Here is a 25149-nt window from a genome sequence, read left to right on the forward strand (position 1 = left end):
GCATGTAAGATAGGTTCATACAGCAAGAGGAAGGGAACAGCTATGTGGTCGTATACAGTCGGTTTATTCCGTGATTTATCCCCTGGCGTCAAACGATTTATTGCCACTGAAAGCTTATTTGGCATCGGCGCTGGCATCTTCAACTTGATTTTAAACTTACACCTGCTGGATCTCGGCTTCTCCAAAGAGGACGTCGGGCGCATCACCTCGCTGGGAGCGTTGACCGTGGGACTGACCAGTCTCCCGGCAGGCATCGTCGTCAAATACATAGGCCGTAAAACGATGCTCGTTATCGGCATGCTGCTGGCTTTTTTGGCGTTGATCATCTTTGGATTCGGCACCAGTGTCGGCATGATTACCACAGCACAGCTCACTTGGTCGCTAAGTATTAGCGCCATTGTGAATTCGGAAATCCAACTGATTTTTCAATATTGCCGCACGAAAAAAGAAGAGACCAGCGCTTACTCGCTGCTGTTTGCAATCTTTACCTTATGCACCGGCATTGGCACATGGTTGGGAGGCTATCTCCCGTTGTGGCTGCCAGGGCACAGCACGCTGTACCAATACGCCTTTTTCGTGGCTGGCGGCTGTTTGGGGCTTTCCGGTATTCTTAGGGGCTTGCTGCTTCCGTCTACGAATGACCGAGCTGTTGCAACCGAGAAGTCAGGGACTTCCACAGCTCCTTCTTCAGTCAGGCACAAGAAGGCGCACGCCTACTCGCTTATGTTCTTGCTTGCGCTGCTTATCTTTAATTCAGGCTTCACCTTTGGTCTGTTGAGCCCATTTCTCAACGTCATATTGAAGTTTAGATTTGGGATGGAGGACGGCAGTATCTCCGGGCTGCTAGCTCTCTCCGGTGTGTTCTTTTTTGTCGGCTCGCTTCTCGTTCCGTACCTATTGGAGCGCATGGGCAGCCGCAATGCCTTCGTATTCCTGTTTCTGTACAATATCGTAGTAGTAGGGCTGATGGCACTTACTATGCCTAGCTCCGTCTTTGCTGTGCTGCTAATGATTCGAGGCACTGGCTTTACGATGCTGAACAACATGATGGACAGCGAATGCATGTCCGCCGTTGCCGAGGAAGACCGCAATGTGTTTGCAGGGATGAGGACGGTTTCACGGAGTATCGGCAATACGATTGCGTCGTATTGGGCGGGGTATATTTTGGCCGGCAATCATTACGCCTTGCCATTTTTGTTAACGGCCGTAGCGCTGCTGGCAGGGTTTGCTGTGTATGCGTGGTTCGTGCAGGGCAAGCTGGCTCAGAGACTGCAAGGGCAGATGTGAGTGGAGGTTAGTAAATCTAAAGATGATCCCTTTTTGTACAGGGGTCATCTTTTTTTATGTTCGTAGGTGGAGCAACTGGAAGGATGAGCATAAGAAGGCTTATGTTGCATTTTATACAATATAACGGCGTGCTTTGACCGTAAATCCGGTCTTTCGTTGCACAATATACAACCATTTGCTGCGAAAAGGTGAGATATAAGCGGTTTAGCGCATGAATGGTTGTACTAAGTACAATATAGAGGCGATCTGACCCCCAATTAGAGTCAAATGGTTGCACAAAACACAACATAGAAAGCTGCTGCAGCCATAACTCAGTGAGTGAATGATGATAGGTGATAAACGATGCTTCGGGATGAGCAGACGAAGCGAGATCTGAGCAATAGAGGTGTAGTCTGACCGTGATTGCGGTCTTTTTTATTCAACGCCCAACCTATATTCGTACCGTAAATTTGAACACCCACCGTAAGATCGTCTACTTCCTACCATCTGCATGCGCTTACAATCTTAAATTTGTTCCCCAATGATCATCCTTTTATCGGTTCAGGCCAGGGCATTAACCCTGTAAAGTAATAACCAAGGGAGCCACGTGTGAAAAGGCTTTCGAACTTCATCCATCATTCAGAGAGAGGGTTGTACGTACCATGAAAAAGAAATTAACAAGTATGCTGATGGCCAGTGTCGCACTTACCTTAGTCATCTCCGGTTGTTCGAGCACAAAAGAAAGCGCTGCCAGTAACGCGGCATCGACAGCAGCTGCTACAGAGAAAGCAGCTGCGGGCAAATCGGCAAGCCCGGTCGAAATCACATTTTGGAATATGTTCGGTGGTGGAGAGGGCGATTTCGTCGACCAAATTATCAAAGGTTATAACGAATCCCAGAAAGAAGTCACCGTGAAGCAGCTTCGCCTTGAGTCCAATGAATACTACGCGAAGCTTAGCACAGCACTATCTTCCTCCAAAGGACCGGACGTGGCCGTCGCGCACGTGGATCGCATTTCACCGTTTGTGAAAGCGAAGCAAATTGTCCCGGTGGATCAGTTAGCCAGCAAGGTCGGTTTTGATTTAAAACAAATTTCCGACTCGAATATCAAAAGCGTCTCCTACGATGGCAAGCCCTATGCGATTCCTCTAGACACGCATTTCCATATGTTCTATTACAATAAAGATTTGCTGAAAAAAGCGGAACTGCTGAACGATGATGGCACGCCTAAGCTCGGCGATTTATCACCGGAGGGCTTCAAGAAGACACTCGCACAAATCCATGCGAAAGTGCCGGACGTGCAAGCACTTGCCGTAAATACGCCGTATTTCCAAGAGCCATTCTTGAACCTCTACTATGAAGCTGGCGGCGACTTGCTGAACGCAGAAGCGAACAAAGCGGCAATTAATAACGATAAAGCGCTCAATGTCTTGAAGTTCTACATGGATCTTTACAACAACAAATATACGGATCTTAATGATAAAACCCCGTGGGATTCGTTCCACAACGGCAAAGCGGCCTTTTGGTTCGGCGGCGTGTGGGAAGCGGGGCTACTGCTCGGAGAAAAATCGCCAAATATCGGCGCTATGCCGCTCCCGGCCATTTTTGGAAGCCAAACGCATTGGGGAAGCTCTCACTTGCTCGTAGTTCCGAGTTACCTAGCACCTGAGAAACAAGAAGCGGCAGCGAAATTCATGAAGTACTTCTCCGAAGTTGGCGGCAAAACTTGGGGGCAAGCAGGCCACGTGCCGGCGAACAGCGCTGTAACCACAAGCGATGAATACAAAAAGCTGCCTTACCGCAATTACTTCATCGAGGCACAAAAAACGGTGAAATTCGCACCGAAAACCGATAAATACACGACGATCATCACGACAGTTTCGGAATCGCTTCAAAACATTATTTTCAGTAAGCAAACCCCTGAAGACGGGCTGAAAACGTTGGAGAAGCAGATTAACGACATTTTATCCAACTAGCCTGAGTAGGCCAACCGGTGAGGCTGCGTCAAGCAATGCGGCTTCACCCGGTTTTTAATATGGAGCACTGAGCAAAGATCGAAGGAGTATACCCTATGGAGACTAAAGTGAGAGAGAACGAAGGGACAGTTGTCCTTCGAAAAACCTACGCATGGCCTTTTCTCAATGACTGGAAAGCGATTTTGTACCTGATACCGTTCCTCATTCCATTTACCATCTTCTATCTCTGGCCGGTATGTCGAGGGGCGTGGATGAGCCTGCACGTATGGAACATTCAAGGCATGCAAAAGTATGTTGGTTTCGCTAATTACAAAAAGATTTTCACCGATTCGGATTTTTATCTGTATATGTGGCACTCGGTTTACTTCGTTTTGATTTGTACGCCGGCTGTTATTGTACTAGGGCTGGTATTGGCTCTGCTGATCAATCAAAAAATCCTATTCCGAACCACGATTCGTTCGATTTTTTTCTTGCCGTATGTGCTTTCGGTTTCTGTTATCAGCTTTATTTGGCTGCGTATGTTCGACTCCAAGAACGGACCGATCCATGCTTTTTTAAAGATTATTGGCATCCCTGGAGAAATTCACTGGTTAACGGATAAAAATTTTGCTTGGTGGGCAATTACGATTACGACCAATTGGTGGACAGTTGGGTTCGTCATGGTCTTGTTTTTAGCAGGATTACAAGAAATTCCCACAGATCATTATGAAGCTGCGAAAATAGATGGCGCAGGCGCCTGGAAGCAATTTTGGCATATTACGCTCCCGGGTTTGTCTAGAGTCATGAAAATACAGGTGTTTTATCAGGTTATTGCGTGTCTGAAACTATTCGGGCAAGTTCAAATCATGACAGGCGGCGGTCCGGGGGATTCGACGAATACGATGATCAGATACATTTATGTGACAGGGTTTAAAAAGGATATGTTCGGTCTTGCGTCCGCTCAGTCCATTGTCTTTTGTCTCATGATGCTGCTCATTGCCCTGATTCAATTTAAACTGACAGATCGTCAAGACTAACGGAGGTCCCAATGTCAATAAAACGAATTACGCTGAATGCCGTCGCCGTCGTTCTTGCCCTGTTGTTTATTTTTCCCCTCATATGGATGCTTCTGGTGTCATTAAAGCCCAATGGCGTCAATGTCTATACCTTAAGCGATTGGATAAAATGGTCTGATTTGACCTTCGCTAATTATGCCAAAGTGATGAAGGATTCCCAGATCCTGAGATGGACCTGGAATTCGGCAGTGATTGGTGTAATAACCACCGTGGTCTCCTTATTATTCAGCTCGCTGGCAGCTTTCTCTTTTTCCAAATTGCCTTTTAAATCCAAAGGCTTATTCTATCTGCTCATCGTTTCAGGACTGCTCATCCCGACGGAGGCCATCCTGATTCCGCTATATGAGACAACGTTGCATTTGAAACTAATCGATAATATCTGGGCGATTATTCTTCCTGGTTTGACGAATCCCCTTGGGATTCTGTTGCTGAAGCAGTTTATGGACGGTGTGCCTAAAGACTATATTGAAGCAGCGCAAATTGACGGCTGCAGGAGTGTCAACCTGTGGCTGCGCATCTGTTTGCCCCTTACCAAATCGGCAATGGTTTCCGTCGGCATATTTTATTTCATCTTGTCCTGGAACAATTTCTTATGGCCTTACCTATCCATTACCTCTCAAGAGAACATGATCCTTTCGGCAGGACTTCCAACGTTTTTGTCGAATAATATAATGTCCCTGAATATGATTATGGCGGCAAGCTCAATTGCAGCAATTCCAACCATCGTGGTGTTTATTCTGTTACAGAAACACATTGTTCAAGGCGTGGCGATGTCAGGGATTAAAGGATAGATAGAAGGGATTTCCATCATGGCGAAACGACCTGAAAAGAAAAACAAAAGGATACTCATATGGACAAGCAGCATACGCTATAAATGGATGCTGCTTTTATTTCTGTTCTCATTGACGCCTCTGGTTGCAATGGGATTTATTTCTTATTCCATCTCGAAATCAACAATCAACAATAAAGTCACTGAATATTCCGAGCAGCTGCTGAAGCAAACTGCCGATAATATCGATACACGGCTTGGTATTTATAAAGACATGATGATGCAAGTTGTAAACAATAATGAAATCGTTTCCATGCTGCGCACGCTCGATCGGGTGGACAACGGACAATATGATTTGGACAGCTTATCGTTAACGACGAAGCTATCGACCATTATAGCGATTAATCAAGATTTTCAATCGATCTCCTTCCTAACGAAAACGCACTATATAAAGGGCATTTACCGCTGGAGCGACCGTTCCGCCGGCATCGTAACGCCGTTTCTCAAGACCCTTGAGGATGGCAGCAACTTCCGATGGTTCCCGACCCGTTTTGGCACTTATGTCGACAGTTTGAATTCACAGAGCGTCCATGTGTTCTCATTGGCTAAGCAAATTTATAAAACCTCTGACGACAGCCCTGTTGGTATCATCGCCGTGCTCGATATTCGCGAGGATGTACTCAAGGAAATCGTCAGCAAAGTGACGAAGAGCTCTTCCGATCTCCAGAGTTTCATTATTGATGGCAGCGGTCAAATTATTTCCTATCCCGACAACCAATTTTTAGGGAAAAATGTTCGGGAAGTACTGGGGGAGCAGGGCTCAAACCAATTGCTGCAGTCTTCCGACGAAACCCATGGTTTTCCACTCAAGCATGCAGGGCAGAAATGGATCGTAAATTACAAAAAGCTGCATACCAACGACTGGATGGTCGTAAATGTCATCTCGGAGTCTGCGTTGTACAAAGACTCTAACCGCATGCTGCAAATCATCATCGTGATTGCGCTGATTTGTATCGGTTTTTCGATTTTGACGGCGATGTTTCTGGCCAATTCGATTTCGAAACCGATTTTGAAAATGATCCGTTTGATGCGTCAGGTGATGTCGGGGGATTTGACCGTTCGCTTCAAGGCCAAACGGCGTAATGACGAGTTCGATATTTGGGGCGAAAATTTCAATTACATGGTGACCCGGCTTGACGAGCTGCTTAAAGCGGTCTATGAGGAGCAAAACCATAAGCGTGCAGCGGAGCTGAAAGCGCTGCAGGCGCAGATCAATCCTCACTTTTTGTACAATACACTAGACATAATTAAATGGACGGCTCTCCTGCAGAAGGCGAACAATGCCGCCGAGATGGTCAGCTTGCTTTCGCGGCTCCTGCGGATCTCTCTAGGCAAGGGCGAAGAAACAGTCACGGTCGAAGAAGAAATTGAGCATGTCCAATGCTATCTGGGGATTCAGAAATTCAGGTTCAATTTCGACATTCAAACGTATTTCCAAATAGACGAAGAGGTCCGAAACCTGAAGACCCCTAAGCTTATTTTGCAGCCAATTGTGGAAAATGCGATTCTCCATGCGTTCACTGACCGCGAGACCGGAGGAGAAATACATATCCGCTGCTCGCTGCATCCGGATGGAGGGATTCGTTTCCTAGTGGCAGATAACGGAAGAGGGATGGACCCGGGTCTCGTGAAGAGTTTGCAGACACCGTCCCAAGAGTCATCCGCTGATAAAATGGGGGGTATCGGTTTAGCCAATGTCGATGAGCGAATCAAGTTGATTTGCGGAAAACCGTACGGTTTAGATATTCAGAGTACCCTGGATGAAGGAACGAGCATCGGGATTTGGCTTCCCGTGATCGAGTAGGAGGAATAACATGTTTCGAGTCATCATTGTAGAAGATGAATATATTGTTAGGTTTGGCATTCGTTCGATGATCGATTGGGAGAAACTCGGCTTAACCGTAATAGGAGAGGCTTCCAACGGCCAAGAAGCCTTGGAACTTATGAGCAAGGAGATGCCGGACATCCTGATTACCGATATTAAAATGCCGCTGATGGACGGGATTGCCCTCATTTCAGAGGTTCGCAAAATAAATCCTCACATGAAAATTCTCATCCTCAGCAATATTGAGGACTTCGGGTATGCCAAGGAAGCGATTCACAACGGCGTTTCGGAGTACTTAATTAAATCGGATATGATGCCACGAGATTTTGAGCAAGCTTTGCTTAAGGTCAAGGAAGCCATAGAGATCACTTCACCAGCGGGAGTGAAACAGGAGGAATCAGCCGTGGAGCCGATATGGAAGGAGAAGCTTCTGCAGGAGCTTGCCGAGGGGGCTCAGCGAGATATTAGCAGCCTACAGAGAACCTTCGGTAGTCAAGGAAGTGCTCCCTTTTATTTGCTCCACATGGTTAAGGATGCGACGAGTGTCGCTGTTGTGGAAGAACAGTTCACTCTGCGAAAGGTATTAGATAGCGTGCTGCAAGCCCGGGAGCTTGCCTATGAGATATTCCCCGATCGGCAAGGGGAAATGAATGTGCTGCTGCTGACCGGCATGCCCCATCGGCAGGGTCAGAAGGCTGCCCGTGAAGCAGCGGAGGTTTGTTCAGCCGAACTTCATGTTAGTTATGGTCTGTGTTTTACCGTCGGAATTAGCGGAGAATTTCAAGAATTAACTGAGCTGCATACCGCATACGAGCAAGCAAGGGCGGCAGTTAAGTTTAAAATGTTCGTCGGCAGCGGCAAAGTGATCGCCTATGGCGCGGATTATAGGCCAGGAATGAGCCCAACAGGAGAGCCGATAAAAATAAGTACTATCCATATTCATTCGATGGTGTACGCCTTTCAGACAAAGGAGTTACAGACCTATCTGGAAGAACTGTTCGAGCAGTTGGACGCACGCAAAGATTATGATATGGTGCAAATTATTTCTCTAGAGCTTTTGATTATGCTGACGACGTTATGGTCCGATGTATCTAGCGATCAGATGAGTATCATGCAGTTAAAAAAGCAATATTTTGACGAGTTATCCAAACTGGAAACACTAGGTCAAAGCAAAACCTGGTTTATGGGAGCTTATCAGGAACTGCTTCAGCATATGATTCAGATTTATAACAGTGACCGAAACAGCATCATTAAAGCTACGCAGTATATCCAGCAGTATTATCAGCAGGAAATTTCGCTTCAATCGATCTCGAATCTTGTCCATTTGAGCAAAAATTATTTTGCCAACTTGTTTAAAAAGGAGATGGGCGAAAGCTTCCTGGAATATTTGACACGCATTCGCATTGAAAAAGCGAAATCTTTACTCACAGGGGAGCTGAAAACGGCTGATATCGGACATCTGGTAGGTATTGCCGATCCGAAATATTTTTCTAAAGTGTTCAAAAAAAATGTCGGGGTTTCTCCATCGGAGTACAGGACTCGCGCGAAGAGATGAGATGTCATGTCAGATAGGGGGCTATCATGCTAAATCATAGTAACAAGGAGCGGTTCTTGCGTGCTTTGTGCATTGGGGGGATCGCCCTGGCTTTCACGGGATGTTCCAATACGCCGCAATTGGCGAAGGAGAAATCGATGGCACAAGGGGACATACCTCCAGTGGAAATCTCCTTTTGGAATCCATTTGGGGGCGGCGAAGGCGATTATGTCGAGCAGATCATTCGGAGCTTTAACACTTCGCAGAAATCGGTTTTTGTAAAGCAGCTTAGGCTGGAATCCAATGAGTATTATGTAAAACTGAGCACGGCACTTTCTTCAGGAAAAGGACCTGACGTCGCCGTGGCGCACGTTGATCGCATTTCTCCTTTTATCAAAGCAAAACAAATTCTAGCGTTGGATGCTTTAGCTAACGAAAGCGGTTTCCATTTTGACGAAATTGAGAGTTTTAACGTACAAAGCGTAAGCTTTAACGGGAAGCCATATGCGATTCCGCTGGATACGCACTTTCATGTTCTTTACTACAATAAAGAGATTATGAAACAAGCAGATCTGCTGAATGAGGATGAGACCCTTAAGATCGGTAAGACTTCGCCGGAAGGCTTTGTTCAGATGTTGACGCAAATTCAGGCCAAAGTGCCGGGGGTTCAGCCCATTGCGGTGAATACACCTTACTTTCAGGAACCTTTTCTGAACTTGTATTATGAGGCTGGCGGTGATCTGCTTACGCCTGATCTTTCCAAAGCCGCGATACATAATGACAAAGCTTTGCAAGTGTTGGAGTTTTATCAGCTGCTATATGCGAAACGTCTGGCTGATTTGAACGACAAAACGCCATGGGATTCCTTCCACAACGGGAAAGCAGCGCTATGGTTCGGCGGTGTTTGGGAAGCTGGGCATCACTTGAGCGAAAAATCGCTGCGGGTCGGCGTTGCGCCGCTTCCGCAAATATTCGGCAGCCCGGTCCATTGGGGCAGTTCTCATACTTTGGTCGTACCGAGTTACGTGTCCAAAGAGAAACAGAAAGCGGCGATGGCCTTCATGACCTATTTTTCAGAAGTAGGCAGCACCCTCTGGGGGCAAGCAGGGCATGTTCCCGCCAATCGGGCTGTCGTGCAAAGTCAGGCCTATCAGCAGATGCCTTATCGGGATATCTTTATTGAAGCTCAGCGTCAAGTTAAATTTGCGCCGAAAACGGATAAATACGCGACGATCTTCACAACGTTGTCGGAGGATCTGCAAAGCATTATTTTGGGCGGATTGGACCCGGAGGAAGGTTTGATTTCGTTAGAGAAGAAGATAAACGATATTCTTGCGAACTAATAAAGAGGCCGGGACCCGCAGGGGTTCCGGTCTCTGCATTACTGGACTTCAACTGCATTAACGAAGGAGATGTTGTGAAAGAGGGAAATCATTTGTTCAAAATCTAATTCCGCAGGCAGCTTAATCGTGAGATCCAAAAGAATTTCGGAGGTTCCCCTTAATTTCTCACTTTGAAAATTTACGATCCTGATATTTTTTTCTTTCAGTGTTTTTTGCATATTTTCTAAAGAACCTGCTTCGTCGATAATACGTATAATCAGGTGTTCTGATTTAGGCGCAGCTAGCCAAGTGAATCGTCTGTGTAACACGATTTGAGCAATAAGAATTAATACGGTAACCCCGATTCCCAAAACATATAAGCCGGATCCAATCGCCATCCCGATGCCTGCTGTTGCCCAAATTCCTGCTGCTGTGGTAAGGCCTTTGACCGTATGACGCTGCATAAAGATCATGCCTGCTCCTAAAAAACCTACACCACTTACAACCTGGGCTGCTATTCTTGATGGATCGAGTGCTATGCCAGTTTGTCCTAGTTCATCATAAAAGCCATATTTTGAAACTAACATCATCAAAGAAGCACCAATAGCAACAACAAAATGAGTTCTAATCCCGGCTTCTTTCATTCTGTTTTTACGCTCATATCCAATGAATAGTCCGCAAATTCCGGCAATCATCACTTGAAGTAAATATTCGAATCCCATCATGTAGATCCCATCCTTTTCACGAAAATATTGAAAGCGCTTTATCGGAAATTTTACCCTACTGCGTAGAAAAGATCAATTTCTCATTGTTCCATAGAGAGAATAGTATGCAAATAAAGGGAAATAAACCCAATAATCGAATATCTATTTAAACACGATTTGAGAACTTTGGAGGTGCTGTGGTGTTAAAGAAAAACGTTTATATGAGAACGATCTTGTTTGCAATCGTTTTTTTTGTATTTTTATTTTTACCCGCGGGGTCTTTACATTTCTCTGAAGCGTGGATTTATTTTGCAATCTTTTTTGGATCAACGATGTACATCAATCGTTATTTCTTGAAAAGAGATCCTGAGCTCATAGAACGAAGAGTTAATGCTAAAGAAGTAGAAAAGGAACAAAAAATTTTCCAATCCATTTCTGGCGCCATATTTTTTATTGGATTGTTAGTTCTTCCAGGTTTAGATTATAGATTTAGTTGGTCAGATGTTCCTTTCTATCTTGTATTAGTCGCGGATTTCTTCGTCTTGTTAGGTTTTATCATTGTTTTTTTAGTTTTTAAAGAGAATTCATTTACATCTGCCATAATTGAAGTAAGTGAGAATCAGCAAGTGATATCAACAGGCCCTTATGCCTTGGTGCGACATCCGATGTATACAGGGGCAATATCCATTATCCTGTTCACGCCTCTTGCATTAGGTTCAATTTGGGCATTGATTCCCTCAATTTTTATTATTATTTTTATTGTTCTGAGACTGTTAAATGAAGAAAAAATATTGTTAAAGGAGTTACCAGGGTATGAGGATTACTGTAAGAAGATCCGTTATCATTTAATTCCACTTATTTGGTAATGGAGGTGCCGTTCCGGCACTGGATTTTAATTTTGAGAGCGCAAAACTAGCTGCTGATAGTTCAAGTATCAGGTTGAATTATCCTGCCTACCTTATACACTTTTTCTCATTCTTTTTGATTGGGATTATCATTGATTTTGTTATTCGGTTACTAAGGCTTAAAAAAGCTGTTCAATTATAAAAGAGTGAAATTGATTATGACATTCTATTACGGATATGATGATACTCATGTTTAGGGGGATTTTATGCCTTTCCCATTCGACTGCATTAGTGATTTTATGTTTTTCGAGACGGAGCTTGCTCAATCAGATGTTATTTTAATACCAGGTTCTAGCCATCCTCAGCTAATGGAAAGAGCTGCAATGTTATATCATCAAGGCATCGCTCCATGTATTCTACCTTCAGGTGGAGCCACTCCGCATGTTGAAACAACTGAATGGGAATACCTGAGAAATGTTGGATTGTCACTAGGTGTACCTTCGGAGTCAATATTAAAAGAAGATCAAGCAACTAATACCTTTGAAAATGCACGTTTATCACTGGAAGTATTACAACAACAAGGAATTCACCCCAAACGCGTTGTTCTAGTCTGCAAAAATTATCACGCTCGAAGAGCGCTTTTAACGTATCAATTTGTTTTTCCAAAAGAGACTGTTTTTTATGTAAGCCCAGTAATCGACAAAACAGGGACTTCAAAAGATAACTGGTTTAAAGAAGAAGAAAAGATAAAGTTCGTAATGAATGAGCTTGAGAAGGTAGGGAAATATTTCAGATCCGCCATACACGAATTGGGATCGAATAGCTTGTTTGGCTAACAAGGAACGAGAGTTTACTATCTGGCAACCGGATCTTAATGGATCGGTTGCCTTTTCTCGGCGAAAGCAGAATTGTTCAAACGTGGCAAGAATTAGAGACGGAGTCAGAAGCAACATAAACTACATGAAGATCCTTGAAACCAAACAAAAGGTGAACGATAGTGTAGAAAACAACTAATATACGGCTGCTAATATAGATCGGCAACTGTGTTAAGCTATCAGTACCGTGCGAAGACTTTAGGCAGTTAGTTTAAGTGTACATACTTCCTCTAATCACTCCAAATAAATAGCATCATACGGAAACTCCAGCTTCTTCATCCGATATTCCTTTGGCGTCATATGCATGTATTGGCGGAAGATTTTACCGAAGTAGCTGGGGCTGTCAAAGCCACATGTTTGGCCAATGTCCTGAACAGGCAGGTCAGTGGTTCGGAGAAGGGCGATGGCGGCTTCCACTCTCCGATCCCTTAAATAAGAAAGTGGCGAGGATTGCTCAGACCGCTGAAACAGCCTGCATAGGTAATGTTTATTGATTCCGCAATGCTCGGAGACCATATCCAAAGTGAGCGGATCTGCAAAATGATCTCTCATGTATTTTTTTGCTGTCTGAATGAGCGTGCTCGTGCTTGCACTAACTTCGTTTGTCATTTCTCGGCTGGATTGCACGAGTGTGAGCATCCATTCATATACACCGAGGGACAGTTGATATTTGTCGGTTACCTTATCTTCAGCGACCATGCGCATCAATTTCCAAAGCCCCTGAATGAGGGAGCTGTCCGAATCTCTCTGGATGACAGGCCCCTCCATCGCCATCACGTAATCCCAAATCCGATTCGCCTCTTCTCCCCGCAAATTTAGCCAGATGATCTCCCATGGTTCCTTTTGATCTCCGTAGAAGTATTTATGGCTGCTAGGCACCTTCACTAAAAAACCTGTTCCTTTCGTCAAAGGAAAGCGTTGCTGTTCATACTCAAGATAACCTTGTCCACTCATCGTATATTGAAAAATGACATGCCCGCAGTCGGGGCGCTCTTCTCCGATAAAGCTGTAATCAGGGGTATTGATCATTTGCCATCCAATAGAATCGAGCGTGAGGATGGAGGTATCATCGTTTCGAAATCCATATACAGCGGGCTTGAGCATTAGGATTCTCCTTAAGAAAAGTCAATTTTGTTATATTATAAGTCATTACATTAAGATTGTCCCCTCAATACTTCCGGAGATACAATGATTATAAAGAGAGGGAGTGAAGGTTGGATGGTTAATAATGAACTAGTCATTGAATTATTGCCTGACGAGTATTGGTGGGGAGGCCGGGTTGCGGACGGGAGAAGTATGCCGTATGGCACATCGTTATTTCGTGTTGACTTGGCAGCTAGCAGCGGAGCCAATCAGGCCTGCCCATTGCTTGTATCCAGTAAAGGGCGATACGTTTGGAGCGAGGAGCCGTTCGCTTTTCAGATCGATCATAAGGAGTTAAGGGTAATCGGCGAGTTTGCCTTACTGAAAGTGGAAAAGGGGCACGAGACTTTAGCCGGAGCATTCCGTCATGCGGCCCGTACGTTCTTCCCGGCAGTTCCAGCATTGCCGGAAGAGCTGCTGTTTACTGCACCGCAGTACAACCTGTGGATCGAATTGCTCTATCATCCGACGCAAGAGAAGGTATTGCAATATGCAAGAGATGTACTCGCAAATGGCATGCCGCCCGGCGTCATCATGATTGATGACAATTGGCACGAACCTTACGGAACCTGGACGTTTCATCCAGGACGTTTTCCTCAGCCTAAGCAGATGGTTGATGAGCTGCATGCCTGGGGATTTAAGGTTATGCTTTGGGTTTGTCCGTTTATTAGCTCGGACTCCAGCACATTCCGTAAACTGGAACCAGCGGGTATTCTTTTAAAAGATGGTGAGGGAAAGACGGCGATTCGCAAATGGTGGAACGGATACAGCGCCGTACTGGACTGCACGAATCCCCAAGCCGTTGCGTGGATTCATGAGCAGCTTGATTCCCTGCAGTCCCAATTCGGAATTGATGGCTTTAAGCTGGATGCTGGCGATTTAGAGTTCTATGAATCGGATGATTTGAGTTATGAGATTACGACACGTAACGGTCATAGTGAAGCATGGGCGAAGGTCGGACTGAAATATCCGCTCAATGAGTATCGCGCTTGCTGGAAGCTTGCGGGGCAGCCATTGGTCCAAAGGCTGAAAGACAAGCAGCACAGATGGGAGGACAATGGGCTTGATTGCTTAATTCCGGATGGTTTGGCACAAGGACTTCTCGGCTATGCGTATACGTGCCCGGATATGATCGGCGGAGGCGAGTTTACGAGCTTTTCAGTTGACCAATTGGATTCGGAACTATTTGTTCGTTCCGCCCAATGCTCGGCCTTATTTCCGATGATGCAGTTCTCAGCAGCACCTTGGCGGGTTTTGGATGATGAGCATCTGCGCTATTGCATAGAAGCAGCTCAACTTCATGCCGCTTTTGGAGAAGAAATCCTTGATCTTGCTAAGCATGCCTCACAGACTGGGGAGCCAATCCTGCGTCATATGGCCTATGAATTTCCCGGAGAGGGAATGGAAATGATTCAAGATCAATTTATGCTGGGACATTCACTCTTAGTTGCTCCTGTAGTCGTCCGAGGGGCACGATCCCGCCAAGTCATTTTTCCGACGGGCATATGGGTTGGAGATGACGGTACAACCGTGTCAGGTCCTGCAAAGTTGGAGATTGAGGTGCCGCTGGACAGGTTGCCTTTTTATAGAAAACAGTGACGATAAAAGCCAGGAATCCTTGATCTAACAAGGGCTCCCGGCTTTTTATGTATCATATCTTTTTTATAGAAGTAACAGAATCAAGAATAAAGTTGGAGTAAGCTTCAGCACCTTTTGTCGTCAAGTGAACGCCATCGCTGGCGAACCAGTCCGGCTTGTCTTCACTAAATGAATGCCAGTCGAGAAGTTTGACATTGACATATTTTTTGCTTGCATCCGCTAACGTATCATTTACTGTATCTTGCCATTTTCGGGGTACACGTGTATTCATGAGAACAATTTTCCGCTCTTCTCCAATCGTCTCGAGAAGCTTCTCAAGCTGATCTGATGTAAAAGGTCCGTTCGTTCCGAGGTGAATGACAACAATTTGACCCAGTTTCTTATCGGCCTTGAATTGCTTAATAATGTCCGTGGCCTGCGACAGTTGTCGACTGATTTTCGCGTCTACGACAATCCCTTCAAGCATTTTCTCTAAAACCGGGGCTGCGCCCAACATAACGGAATCCCCGACAGCAGTAACCCTCTGGCTTAACGGCACCAGTTTATAAGCGCCGGATGAGTTCGTCGGGGTGGCAGGCTTCTTCTCACTCTGTGTGATCCTGTCCTGATTTTTTGCATCAGGGACAAGGGGGGTCAGAGCAGCTGAACTTTCCGATACAGGTGTTGGCGTTGGGACAAGAACCGTCTGTTCCGGTGCATGGTTACCTTCAGGAGAAGCTGTCGGGACAGGGCTTGCCGAAACAATAGGGACATTATTGCCTTTAGGAGAAGGCGTTGGAACAGCATTCGGTACATCATGTTTTGTATCAACGATTGGAGAAGCTGTCGGGACACCGTTTGTTTCATCCGGTAATTGATCGGAAGGCGAAGAAATCGCATTAGCGTTCGTTGGGCTTTGGGAATTGAATGCTACTTCTGTGCTGCTCTGATTAAACATACAGGAAACGAAGATGAGTACGAGAATGACAACCGGTACGAGTCGAACAAAGAACCTAAATTGCAGCAGAGTTGCACGCCCCTCCGACCGAAAGCCGAGAATTTTGGCCCAAATGCGCCAATTGCCGCTTCGGAACGGGGTTTCGATGAAGCTGTAGGATAAAGCGGCAAATCCGATACTAAGGATTAACTGGATCATTTGAAGAAAATAGCTTGCATCCGTATTAGGGCTAGTCGAACTCGTTAATACGATCACAGGATAGTGCCAAAGATAAATGGAGTAAGAACGAACACCAATCCAGCGTAGAGGTTTCCAACCGAGAATTTTGCTAACAAGGCCAGAGGGACTTGCTGCCGCTGCAATAACGAAAGAGGTTGCGAAAGAAAGGACAAGCATACCGCCGGTGTACAGCGATTGATCATATTCTCCGGTCTGAAGAAACATGTAGATGACAATCAAAATTCCAATGATCCCCATCCCATTTATCCATGAACGATTTTTGCGTAAGTTAGGGTCAATAAGTTTTCGGCTTGGGCATATAAAAGCAAGGGCTGCACCGATCAAAAGCCCGAATGCTCTCGTATCCGTCCCGTAATATACTCGGCTAGGGTCAGTACCGGGCTCATATAAAATTACCATTGCGATATAAGAAATGATGGCACCAGCGAGGGTGAGTAAAACAAACTTGCCGCGAGTCGGACTAAAGAAACGACTCAAGCCAATGATAATCAGAGGCCATAATAAGTAGAATTGCTCCTCGATGGCGAGCGACCAAAGATGTCCGAGCGGTGAAGGAGGTCCGAAGCTCTCGAAATAGGAGACTTGGTGAAAAATGTTGTACCAGTTGCTTGTATAGGTTATCGCCGACCAGATATCCCCTTGAATGGAAATCAATCTCGAATGATTTGAAATCGCCAGAAAGGCGGCGACTGTTATGATCATCGACAACATGGCGGGAAGCAATCTGCGAATGCGACGGATCCAAAACCTTTTCAGATCGATACGATTTTTACTTTTGCGCTCTTCCAACAGCATATCCGTAATTAGGTAACCGGAGAGAACAAAAAATACACTTACTCCTAAGAATCCCCCTGAGGCCCACCCCCAGTTGAGATGATACGCAATTACAGCAAGGACAGACAGTGCCCTGATCCCGTCCAATCCAGGCATATAGCGTGGATGATTTTGTTTGACTTCCTTCATGATGCTAGCTCCCCTAATGTGTCGATTCCTGAAACAAATACTTAGACTCAGATCTACCATTAGGAGTTCAAATTTTTATAAACATTTACTCGATGGAGCTTTTTTAGCACTGGAAGTTATTTTACTAGTATTGACGGTTATCGCTGCTATGATTACGAATAGACTATGATTATTTCTAAAGGTACATAAATAAACAAAAAAACCACCATGAAGGTGGTTTTTTGCTCTCCAAATTTATATGTTCGGGTTGTAAACCTTACCCGTTGTTTTATGTTGAGGGAACTATGATCCGCTATTTTGCGAAAACATGAATCCAGAGTATCAACGGCATCTTCCAAGTGGTTGACCAACGATGAAATTACAGCAGTTTCTTCAAATCTTCTACGATCGCCATAGGTTTGTCTGTGGAACCATAGCGTTTCAATACATTCCCTTCCCGGTCAACAAGAAACTTCGTGAAATTCCATTTAATTGATTCAGAACCAAGCACACCTTTGGATTCTTTTTTCAAAAAGCTATACAGCGGATCAGCATTGGAGCCATTCACATCGATTTTGTCGAAAAGCTCAAAGGTTACGCCAAAGTTGATCTCGCAAAAACTGTGAATGTCTTCGTTGTTCCCTTTCTCGCCGCTGCCGAATTGATTGCATGGGAAGCCGAGAATTTCAAGACCATCGTCTTTATATTGCTTATAGATTTCTTGAAGCTCTTTAAATTGTGGAGTAAATGCGCACTTGCTAGCTGTATTCACGATCAGCATGACTTTGCCGCGATAATCACTGATTGATTTTTGGTTTCCTTTTGCTGTTTTTACATTGAAATTATAAATGGACATAGGTCACATTCCCTTCGATTTGAATTTTGTAAAATTTAATTTTTCAAAACCTTATGTACCAGAGTATAAACCTTAAACTACATTTCTGTCAATTGTATTGTGCTAAATATAATTTTAGTAAATTTAGGCTTGCTCTATGTAAAAGGAAGGCTTATATATTGTTTGAAATTAAATTTTGAGAAATAGGCAGGTTGAGTTACAATGTACAATATCGAAAAAACAGGGGGAATGATGATGAAAGAGGCAGCTGTAATGAAGCTAGAGGATATGCTCTGTTTCACGGCCTATGCAACTTCCCGTGAATTAACGCGCATTTATCGGCCTATTCTGGAGAAGTTTGGGCTTACGTATCCACAGTATTTAGTCATGGTGGTGTTATGGGAAAGAGGGACCAGCACGGTGACGGAGCTTGGCGACAGATTGCTGCTGGATTCGGGGACGTTAACACCACTGCTGAAGCGACTCCAAGAAGCGGATTTGGTTGTTCGCAAACGTTCTTTGGAGGATGAGCGGAAGGTGGAGGTCGGATTAACGGATAAAGGTGCACAGCTGCAAAACCAAATGCAGAGTGTATCGGTAGACATTTTTGCAGAAATTTGCGGGTCTTTTGAAAAATATTTAGAATCGTTAGGCCAGTTTAAAGAGCTGCTGGCAAAAGTAAATGAAGTTGCACGCCGATCAGACTAATAGGATGTGTGGAAAGCGAAATAAAAAGAATGGCCGGAGTTTCCTCCGGCCATTCTGGGATGCAAGTTATTCACACATAGAAATCAAAATGAGTGAAGATAATATTTAATATTAGGTTATAACAAAAGAGCACCTAACGAATAGCAGACAATCATCAACAGCAGCACTGTGATATGGTTAAGCGAGAATATGAACATCGAACGGGCCCACTTGTCCTCCGGTTTCCGCTGATATCCGTTAATGCTCATCACTAACCAGACCAGGCTTAAGATCGCATTCGCTATAGCGATATACGGATTAAAGGACCAGAACAAAAAGCTGACCAGGAATAACGCAACCAGATATACGTTCATCTGCACGTAAGTTCTGTGAATGCCCTTGACTACCGGCAGCATTGGAATGTTAGCCGAACGATATTCCTCCATGCGCCTAATTCCAATTGCGTAGAAGTGAGGCATCTGCCAGATAACCATCAACAGGAACAGCGCAATCGCATGCGGATGTAAAATATCCGGTGAGATCGCGGCCCAACCGATCAACGGAGGAATCGCTCCAGACAAGCTGCCAACCTCCGTATTGTAAATCGTTCTGCGTTTTGTCCACATGGTATACGGCACGACATATAAGAACAAACCGAGGAAGCCTACAAAAGCAGATAGCGGCGATGCCAGATACAAGGAGACTAGGCCACCGATCGCGATCCAAATCCCAAGGAACAGTCCGCTTCTGATATCAATGATGCCGGAAACCGTTGGCCTGTTTTTCGTCCGTTCCATGATGCGGTCGATGTCACGGTCGTATAAATTATTAAAAATACCTGCCGCTCCAATCACTAGAGAAGATCCGATTAGCGCTAACGTCATGTTGCCGATTTTATCCATTAGCGGTATTTGATGTACGAACAAGGCCACACTAAGCCCTGCGATCATTGCGATGAGGTTGGATTTAATAATGCCAATCTTTATGGTTTCGAAGAGTACCTTCGTGAACGAGATTGGAACTGTTTGGATGCTAACCGTATTGCTTTGGACTCGCATGTCTCTAACACACCCTTCCAAGAAAATTAACCTATAGATAGGTTACCATATAGAAGTCATTCTTGTGTCTTGCTTCTGCAAACACTCATGATTCTGTCAAAAATCTTTGTCTCTTTCGTGAATGATCCAGAAGTGGATGAGGACCGGGACCCGGGGGGTTCCGGTTTTTTGTCTTACGTCTGGCAGCCGGAATCCAGCGCTGGCTTGCGATGTGACAAAATTTGATATGCTGCCTATAAGGACAACAAGAACAAGAATTGTCACTTACTTGCAGTGGGCGATGCTCCTATAATAAAGCCTAACACGTTGTCTTGTTAGTTCCGGACACTTGAACAGCGGCGATACAGAAACATCAACAGGGAGGCTATTATGAAAATTTTTACAACAAAAAGGGTCAGCTTGACTATGCTCGCTCCGCTTTTATTAGGGGTGTTGGCAGGCTGTGGAGAGAGTAAGGAGACGCCCAAGGCTACTTCAGCTGCAAAACCTGATCTGAAAGTTCAGTTTATGGTACCGTCATTTGCGGACATTCCAGACATGAACAATGAATATTGGACGAAGTTCCAAAAAGATAATAAAGTTCAACTAAACATAGATTGGATCCCTTCAGGCGACTACGATACAAAATTTGACCTGGTTTTGGCATCCGGCAACATACCAGAGGTTATTGTTGCGAACAGTATAACACGTCCAACGCTGCAAAATGCAGTGAAGCAAGGGGCATTTTGGGATTTGACGCCTCTCTTGGGTGACTTTAGCAAGTATCCGAATTTAAAGAAAAACGGATATAAAGATGTGTGGAACTATGTCCGTACGGATGGCAAAATTTTCGGTGTTCCACGAAATCGTCCGCATATTGACCTCAGTCTCAAAATGAGAAAGGACTGGCTGGATAAGTTCAACTTACCTGTGCCGACTACATTGGATGAGTACGCAGCTACCCTTAAGACAATAGTAGATGGCGACCCCGATGGGAACGGTAAGAAAGACACAGTTGGTTTGATTGGCCAAGGCAACACAGGCAATTTCTTCGCCGACAGTGATGGAAGCTTTTTGGCTGCATTTGGAGGCCTCGATCCTATTTATGGGAAAGACGGAGGTATGATTAACAAATATTTGACACCGAATTACACGGATATGGTTTCCTATTTCCACAAACTGTATACCGACGGCGTTCTGGCCAAGGACTTCTCTGTCATTAAACAAACCCAGGCGGAAGAAATCTTCACCACAGGGCGGGCCGTTTCTTATGGAAGAAATACATGGCGGGATTTCAACTTCGAACAAACGATCAAGAAAGTGCAGCCGGATGCGAATGTCATTTCTTTGCCACCGATGAAAGGTCCAGGAGGTTCCAGTGTTCAGCTGTCAGTTCCATTCTCGGGAGCCTTTTATATTTCGAAACAAGTTCCGGAGGAGAAAGCAAGACAAATCCTGGACTTCTTCGAAAGAACGACGACGCCGGAGCAAACGGACTATAACTATTATGGGATCGAAGGCGTCGATTATAAGATGGTAGATGGCCAGCAGCAGCTCACTGAACTCGGTGTAAAACAAGTGACCGCTAACGGCACAGGAGCTATTTTTCCACTGGCCTATAATAATAAAATGAAAGTTATTAACCCTGCCGCTCCCAAAGCGTATAACGATGCCAAGGAGAAATCGGTGGCCGTTTATGCAGAAGTAGGGAAAATTGATCCATTCTCTATCATTAATTCGAATACGTGGACGTCTATTTGGCCGAAGTTCCAATCGGAATGGCAGTCGATGGTCGTCAAAGCGATCGTAGGGCAGATTTCGATGGATGAGTACAAAGCTTATATTGAGAAGCTCAATGCGAATCCGGATTTTCAAACGGCCTATAAGGAATTCGCAGCAGATTACAAGGAGAAGTTTCCCAAATAAACAGCCACAGGTGAGTTCCTTTCTGCTTGCTTTTTGCAGCTCCGCTCCCTATGCTTAACACACGAACCCTCTGTGTGAATGAGTGAGTGGTATGTTAATGGGGCTTAAGAAGACGGGGAGGACTTATGGCTAACTGGAGCAGCATGTTTCTGAAAAAACTAGGCAAAAAGAGGCGAACGAACACGAGAACGTATTTCTTCAAGCTCATTTGGCTTGGCTGTATTTCCGTATGTATTCCGGTGATATTGGCTAGCGTAGCGTACTATCAATTCTCTACACATCGGATGCAGAAATACATACAGGCTGAAAGTGACTCGTCCTTGACCATTATGAAGGATCGTGCCGAAACGGTTTTACAGGAAATTGAGCAGGATTCGCTCCAGTTAGCCAATGATCCTTTTATTCAGCAAGAGTTTACGGATCCTCAGGATGAAAGCGGTATTTTGAAGCTTGATATCTTGAAAAAAATTGCTTTGGTTAAAAATTTCAATAGCTTCATTAGCGAAATTTATTTGTATAACAGCACAAACAATGAGGTCATTTCCAATGAATACGGCTCCATTGAGAAAGAATATTACAAATATAAACAAAATATTGACGAACTGCTCGCAATCAAACGTCCTACACAATGGACACAGCTGAAAGGCAAGGCAGGATACATTACCTTTTACAGAAAGCTGCCCTTGATTGGTACGGAAGGACCCAAGGGTGTCCTCGGCTTTGAGATTGAAGCTGCCAAACTGAGCACATTTATGGAAACAGATACGGTCATGTTGACCGGTGATCAAGGTTTAATGATCGTGAAGCTGAACGACCCTTTCGGGATAGAGCGAAACCCCCAAGTGAATCAGGCCGAAGAAACGGCCAGATTAAAAGGCATTGCGATGATCAAGGCATCGGATCAGAACTCGGGCATATTTGTAGCGGAGGGTATTGATGGGAAACCGGCGCAATATCACTACGTGAAAAATGTATTTTCCAGAACTTACGTATCTGTGACGCCTGAACAGGTCATTACCGATCAATTAAGCTGGATTCGTGAAATGACGGTGCTTATTGTTCTTGTATTTGTAGGTGTCGGCATTCTTCTGACGTATATTACCTCCAAGAGGGCCTATACGCCAATCGGGCAATTGATTAATCACAGCCGTTCGCTGCGTGGCCATGGTGTCGAGCCGAAGGAAGACGAGTTGGATATCATTAAGGAGTCTCTGGATTATTTAAGTAATGAGACGGAGAAATTGGAAAGCTATGTGCAAAATATGGAGCCGTCCTTGCGCGAGAAGTTTCTCTTCAAGCTGCTGAGCGGTGATTATACGGCTAATCAGACGCTGCTTCAGGATTGCTTAGCGTACGGCATTGGTGTTGGATTTACAAGTGTCGTGCTGGTTGTCGATGCGGACCATATTTATAAAGAGAAGCGCTTTTTGCCGGAAGAGAAAGGAATCGTCGCCTTTTCCTTGGCCAATGTCATGCAGGAGTTGCTGAATCAGCACAGCCTTGAAGGCTACGTGATTCCTTATCAAGGCAGAGGTGTTGCAATCCTGCAATTCAAGCCCGAGATGGAGCAGCAAACCATGAAGGAGCTGACCTCGAACTATGCCTATGCGATGATCGAGGCGTTTCATAAGTATTTGTCCTTTGAAGTTAACGTGTGCATCGGACGGTTCTACCCTTACATTGCAGACGTTCCGGTTTCCTATAAGGAAGCGATTCATGCTTTGCAATACCGGATATTTCGGGACGCTGAACCGTTATTATTTATTGATGATTTCGAGCATGGGAAAACGCAGTCACTGCTTCGGTACCCGGTAGAGCTCCAAGAAGCGATTCTCCATGCTCTTGAGCAGGAGGATTTGTCCACAGCAATTCAGCATTTCGAGAAATTCACAGAAATCCTGCGTCATTCACAATCCTATGTATTTATATATCAAAGCTATCATATCTTCCTATCGGCTTTTATCGTGTCTCTGGAGAAACAGGGTGCGAATGTCGTCGACATTATGGAGCATAATTTTTTCGGGCAGTTAAGAAACAAGCAGACGTCGAAGGAAATGACCGATTGGTTCGAGGAGTCGTTATTTCCGGTGTATCTGTGGTTAACGAAAAATGATCGGGAAGCATCCGGTGAATCCGCGATCCAGTGGGTGTGTCAGTATATTCATAACAATTACGGAAATGATTTGTCCTTGGTGCATTGTGCCGAGAGGGTAGGTGTAAGCCCTTCCTATCTGAGCCGGCTGTTTAAGAAAAAGGTAGGAAAGAACTTTTTGGAGTATGTGGTGGAAACGAAGATTGGTCAGGCCGAGCGCCTGCTAAAAGATACGGATCAAAGCATCAGCGAAGTAGCCACCGCGATTGGATACTCCGAGCGCAACTTTATCCGCATTTTTCAACGACATGTACGGATGACACCGGGGCAATTCCGCTCCCAGTTCAGGTAGGAAGAGATTCAATGAAAAGAGGAGAACGATAGGATGAAAATTAAGCGTATTGAGACTTTTACAACCCGCCAGCTTTCCGTTGTCCGCGTCACTTCGGAAGATGGGCTGCAAGGTTACGGGCAGATTGCTCCTTACCATGCTAATATTTCTGCGCTGGTGCTGCATCAGCAAGTAGCTCCGCACGCATTGGGTGCTGATTCGAATGAAATCGAAGCCTTGGCGGAAAAGGTTGTTAGGGAAGAGCATAAGTTTCCCGGTTCCTACATTTGCAGAGCAGTCGGAGGTTTGGACACGGCTTTATGGGATTTGAAGGGGAAACGGATGGGCAAAAGTGTAAGTGAATTGCTCGGAGGACAGCCTGGTAAAGTCAAAATATACGGCTCCAGCATGAAGCGCAACATTTCACCGCAGGAGGAAGCTAATCGGATATTGCGCCTCAAGGAAACGCAGGGAATCGAAGCTTTCAAAATTCGGATTGCCAACAACTTTGCGAGTGATGTGGACGTATATCCGGGACGTTCGGAAGAGGTTGTCCGTGCTGTAAGGGCTGCCATCGGTGACCAAACGCAGCTGTATGTCGATGCGAACAGTGGATTTACGCCGGCTAAGGCGATTGAAACAGGCAAGATGCTTGCCGAATACGGGGTATGTCACTTTGAAGAACCTTGTCCTTACATGGAGCTGGAGTGGACGAAGCAAGTAGCCGACGTACTGGATATTCCGGTAACCGGCGGGGAACAGGATACGGATTTGGCGCAGTTCAAGCGGATGATACAGATGCGTGCCGTCGATATCGTTCAACCGGATATTTGCTATGTCGGAGGTTTGAGCCGCGCACTGGAAGTCGCTCGGATAGCCGAAGCGGCGGGAATGACTTGTACACCGCATGCTGCGAATTTATCGATGTTGACCGTCTTTACGCTGCATATGGTCTCAGCTATTCCGAATGCAGGGAAATACATGGAATATACGATTGAAGAGGATGCTTGGACGAATGGACTTTTTGAAGAGCCGTTGAAAGTTTCGGGCGGTGCGGTGCAGGTTCCGCAAGGACCAGGCTGGGGCATCACAGTACGGCCGGAATGGCTTGAAAAAGCCGAGTATCAAGTGAGTGAATAAACGGGCGAG

19 protein-coding genes are annotated in these 25149 nt (G+C 45.2%); 14 read left to right on the forward strand and 5 right to left on the reverse strand.

All coding sequences use genetic code 11. The features are described from left to right. Positions 1-42: 42 nt before the first annotated feature. From ACUN27_RS09225 to ACUN27_RS09255, 7 genes are all read left to right on the forward strand, one after another. Positions 43-1287 carry an MFS transporter gene (locus ACUN27_RS09225; protein WP_315951862.1) on the forward strand — a complete coding sequence of 415 codons (1245 nt, stop codon included), beginning with the start codon at positions 43-45 and terminating at the stop codon, positions 1285-1287. 641 nt (positions 1288-1928) lie between these two features. Further along, on the forward strand, positions 1929-3242 hold the full coding sequence (locus tag ACUN27_RS09230; protein WP_445558784.1) for an ABC transporter substrate-binding protein: 1314 nt from the start codon (positions 1929-1931) through the stop codon (positions 3240-3242). A 95-nt stretch (positions 3243-3337) separates the two neighbouring features. Further along, complete coding sequence (locus ACUN27_RS09235) at positions 3338-4258, forward strand: carbohydrate ABC transporter permease (protein ID WP_315951860.1); 921 nt, start codon at positions 3338-3340, stop codon at positions 4256-4258. Between the two features lie 11 nt (positions 4259-4269). Beyond that, on the forward strand, positions 4270-5088 hold the full coding sequence (locus tag ACUN27_RS09240; RefSeq protein ID WP_315951859.1) for a carbohydrate ABC transporter permease: 819 nt from the start codon (positions 4270-4272) through the stop codon (positions 5086-5088). Between the two features lie 18 nt (positions 5089-5106). Beyond that, positions 5107-6930: a sensor histidine kinase gene (locus tag ACUN27_RS09245; protein WP_315951858.1), complete on the forward strand. Its 1824-nt coding sequence runs from the start codon at positions 5107-5109 to the stop codon at positions 6928-6930. A gap of 10 nt (positions 6931-6940) precedes the next feature. Beyond that, positions 6941-8506 carry a response regulator gene (locus ACUN27_RS09250; protein ID WP_326061279.1) on the forward strand — a complete coding sequence of 522 codons (1566 nt, stop codon included), beginning with the start codon at positions 6941-6943 and terminating at the stop codon, positions 8504-8506. 26 nt (positions 8507-8532) lie between these two features. Further along, entirely contained in the window at positions 8533-9828 is a 1296-nt protein-coding gene (locus tag ACUN27_RS09255) for an ABC transporter substrate-binding protein (RefSeq protein WP_445558785.1), read from the forward strand. A gap of 38 nt (positions 9829-9866) precedes the next feature. Here the strand turns inward: ACUN27_RS09255 and ACUN27_RS09260 are convergent, their stop codons facing one another. Further along, positions 9867-10532 carry an MgtC/SapB family protein gene (locus tag ACUN27_RS09260; protein ID WP_127454815.1) on the reverse strand — a complete coding sequence of 222 codons (666 nt, stop codon included), beginning with the start codon at positions 10530-10532 and terminating at the stop codon, positions 9867-9869. A gap of 179 nt (positions 10533-10711) precedes the next feature. Between ACUN27_RS09260 and ACUN27_RS09265 the strand changes: the two genes are divergently transcribed. Together ACUN27_RS09265 and ACUN27_RS09270 are read left to right on the forward strand one after the other, a co-directional pair. Then, entirely contained in the window at positions 10712-11377 is a 666-nt protein-coding gene (locus ACUN27_RS09265) for an isoprenylcysteine carboxylmethyltransferase family protein (protein ID WP_326061281.1), read from the forward strand. A 245-nt stretch (positions 11378-11622) separates the two neighbouring features. Further along, a complete protein-coding gene (locus ACUN27_RS09270; RefSeq protein ID WP_326061282.1) occupies positions 11623-12192 on the forward strand; it encodes a YdcF family protein in 570 nt (189 codons plus the stop codon). 273 nt (positions 12193-12465) lie between these two features. Here ACUN27_RS09270 and ACUN27_RS09275 read toward each other — a convergent pair whose 3' ends face one another. Continuing rightward, complete coding sequence (locus tag ACUN27_RS09275) at positions 12466-13335, reverse strand: AraC family transcriptional regulator (RefSeq protein WP_445558786.1); 870 nt, start codon at positions 13333-13335, stop codon at positions 12466-12468. 114 nt (positions 13336-13449) lie between these two features. Between ACUN27_RS09275 and ACUN27_RS09280 the strand changes: the two genes are divergently transcribed. Then, positions 13450-14973 carry a glycoside hydrolase family 31 protein gene (locus ACUN27_RS09280; RefSeq protein WP_445558787.1) on the forward strand — a complete coding sequence of 508 codons (1524 nt, stop codon included), beginning with the start codon at positions 13450-13452 and terminating at the stop codon, positions 14971-14973. A gap of 52 nt (positions 14974-15025) precedes the next feature. Here the strand turns inward: ACUN27_RS09280 and ACUN27_RS09285 are convergent, their stop codons facing one another. Together ACUN27_RS09285 and ACUN27_RS09290 are read right to left on the reverse strand one after the other, a co-directional pair. Continuing rightward, positions 15026-17113 (reverse strand): acyltransferase family protein, encoded by a 2088-nt coding sequence (locus ACUN27_RS09285; RefSeq protein ID WP_445558788.1) that lies wholly within the window; start codon positions 17111-17113, stop codon positions 15026-15028. 358 nt (positions 17114-17471) lie between these two features. After that, a complete protein-coding gene (locus ACUN27_RS09290) occupies positions 17472-17948 on the reverse strand; it encodes a glutathione peroxidase (RefSeq protein WP_326061287.1) in 477 nt (158 codons plus the stop codon). 201 nt (positions 17949-18149) lie between these two features. On the opposite strand from ACUN27_RS09290, the gene ACUN27_RS09295 reads away from it, so the two are divergent. Then, positions 18150-18635 carry a MarR family winged helix-turn-helix transcriptional regulator gene (locus tag ACUN27_RS09295; RefSeq protein ID WP_326061288.1) on the forward strand — a complete coding sequence of 162 codons (486 nt, stop codon included), beginning with the start codon at positions 18150-18152 and terminating at the stop codon, positions 18633-18635. Positions 18636-18751: 116 nt separating this feature from the next. Here the strand turns inward: ACUN27_RS09295 and cyoE are convergent, their stop codons facing one another. Further along, positions 18752-19672: a heme o synthase gene (gene cyoE / locus ACUN27_RS09300; protein WP_445558789.1), complete on the reverse strand. Its 921-nt coding sequence runs from the start codon at positions 19670-19672 to the stop codon at positions 18752-18754. Between the two features lie 369 nt (positions 19673-20041). On the opposite strand from cyoE, the gene ACUN27_RS09305 reads away from it, so the two are divergent. The 3 genes from ACUN27_RS09305 to ACUN27_RS09315 all read left to right on the forward strand — a co-directional run bounded on the left by ACUN27_RS09305 (position 20042) and on the right by ACUN27_RS09315 (position 25140). Next, complete coding sequence (locus ACUN27_RS09305) at positions 20042-21577, forward strand: extracellular solute-binding protein (protein ID WP_326061289.1); 1536 nt, start codon at positions 20042-20044, stop codon at positions 21575-21577. Between the two features lie 125 nt (positions 21578-21702). Continuing rightward, a complete protein-coding gene (locus ACUN27_RS09310) occupies positions 21703-24021 on the forward strand; it encodes a helix-turn-helix domain-containing protein (RefSeq protein WP_326061290.1) in 2319 nt (772 codons plus the stop codon). Between the two features lie 33 nt (positions 24022-24054). After that, complete coding sequence (locus ACUN27_RS09315; protein ID WP_326061291.1) at positions 24055-25140, forward strand: mandelate racemase/muconate lactonizing enzyme family protein; 1086 nt, start codon at positions 24055-24057, stop codon at positions 25138-25140. Positions 25141-25149 lie beyond the last annotated feature (9 nt).

This window comes from Paenibacillus sp. WC2504 (assembly GCF_052682475.1).

Bases quoted from the DNA above. Each gene is read 5' to 3' on its own strand.
- ACUN27_RS09225 (WP_315951862.1), top strand. From the start codon at position 43: ATGTGGTCGTATACAGTCGGTTTATTCCGTGATTTATCCCCTGGCGTC.
- ACUN27_RS09285 (WP_445558788.1), bottom strand. From the start codon at position 17,113: ATGAAGGAAGTCAAACAAAATCATCCACGCTATATGCCTGGATTGGAC.
- ACUN27_RS09280 (WP_445558787.1), top strand. From the start codon at position 13,450: ATGGTTAATAATGAACTAGTCATTGAATTATTGCCTGACGAGTATTGG.
- ACUN27_RS09290 (WP_326061287.1), bottom strand. From the start codon at position 17,948: ATGTCCATTTATAATTTCAATGTAAAAACAGCAAAAGGAAACCAAAAA.
- ACUN27_RS09270 (WP_326061282.1), top strand. From the start codon at position 11,623: ATGCCTTTCCCATTCGACTGCATTAGTGATTTTATGTTTTTCGAGACG.
- ACUN27_RS09255 (WP_445558785.1), top strand. From the start codon at position 8,533: ATGCTAAATCATAGTAACAAGGAGCGGTTCTTGCGTGCTTTGTGCATT.
- ACUN27_RS09250 (WP_326061279.1), top strand. From the start codon at position 6,941: ATGTTTCGAGTCATCATTGTAGAAGATGAATATATTGTTAGGTTTGGC.
- ACUN27_RS09260 (WP_127454815.1), bottom strand. From the start codon at position 10,532: ATGATGGGATTCGAATATTTACTTCAAGTGATGATTGCCGGAATTTGC.
- ACUN27_RS09295 (WP_326061288.1), top strand. From the start codon at position 18,150: ATGTACAATATCGAAAAAACAGGGGGAATGATGATGAAAGAGGCAGCT.
- ACUN27_RS09315 (WP_326061291.1), top strand. From the start codon at position 24,055: ATGAAAATTAAGCGTATTGAGACTTTTACAACCCGCCAGCTTTCCGTT.
- ACUN27_RS09310 (WP_326061290.1), top strand. From the start codon at position 21,703: ATGGCTAACTGGAGCAGCATGTTTCTGAAAAAACTAGGCAAAAAGAGG.
- ACUN27_RS09305 (WP_326061289.1), top strand. From the start codon at position 20,042: ATGAAAATTTTTACAACAAAAAGGGTCAGCTTGACTATGCTCGCTCCG.
- ACUN27_RS09230 (WP_445558784.1), top strand. From the start codon at position 1,929: ATGAAAAAGAAATTAACAAGTATGCTGATGGCCAGTGTCGCACTTACC.
- ACUN27_RS09245 (WP_315951858.1), top strand. From the start codon at position 5,107: ATGGCGAAACGACCTGAAAAGAAAAACAAAAGGATACTCATATGGACA.
- ACUN27_RS09275 (WP_445558786.1), bottom strand. From the start codon at position 13,335: ATGCTCAAGCCCGCTGTATATGGATTTCGAAACGATGATACCTCCATC.
- ACUN27_RS09240 (WP_315951859.1), top strand. From the start codon at position 4,270: ATGTCAATAAAACGAATTACGCTGAATGCCGTCGCCGTCGTTCTTGCC.
- cyoE (WP_445558789.1), bottom strand. From the start codon at position 19,672: ATGCGAGTCCAAAGCAATACGGTTAGCATCCAAACAGTTCCAATCTCG.
- ACUN27_RS09235 (WP_315951860.1), top strand. From the start codon at position 3,338: ATGGAGACTAAAGTGAGAGAGAACGAAGGGACAGTTGTCCTTCGAAAA.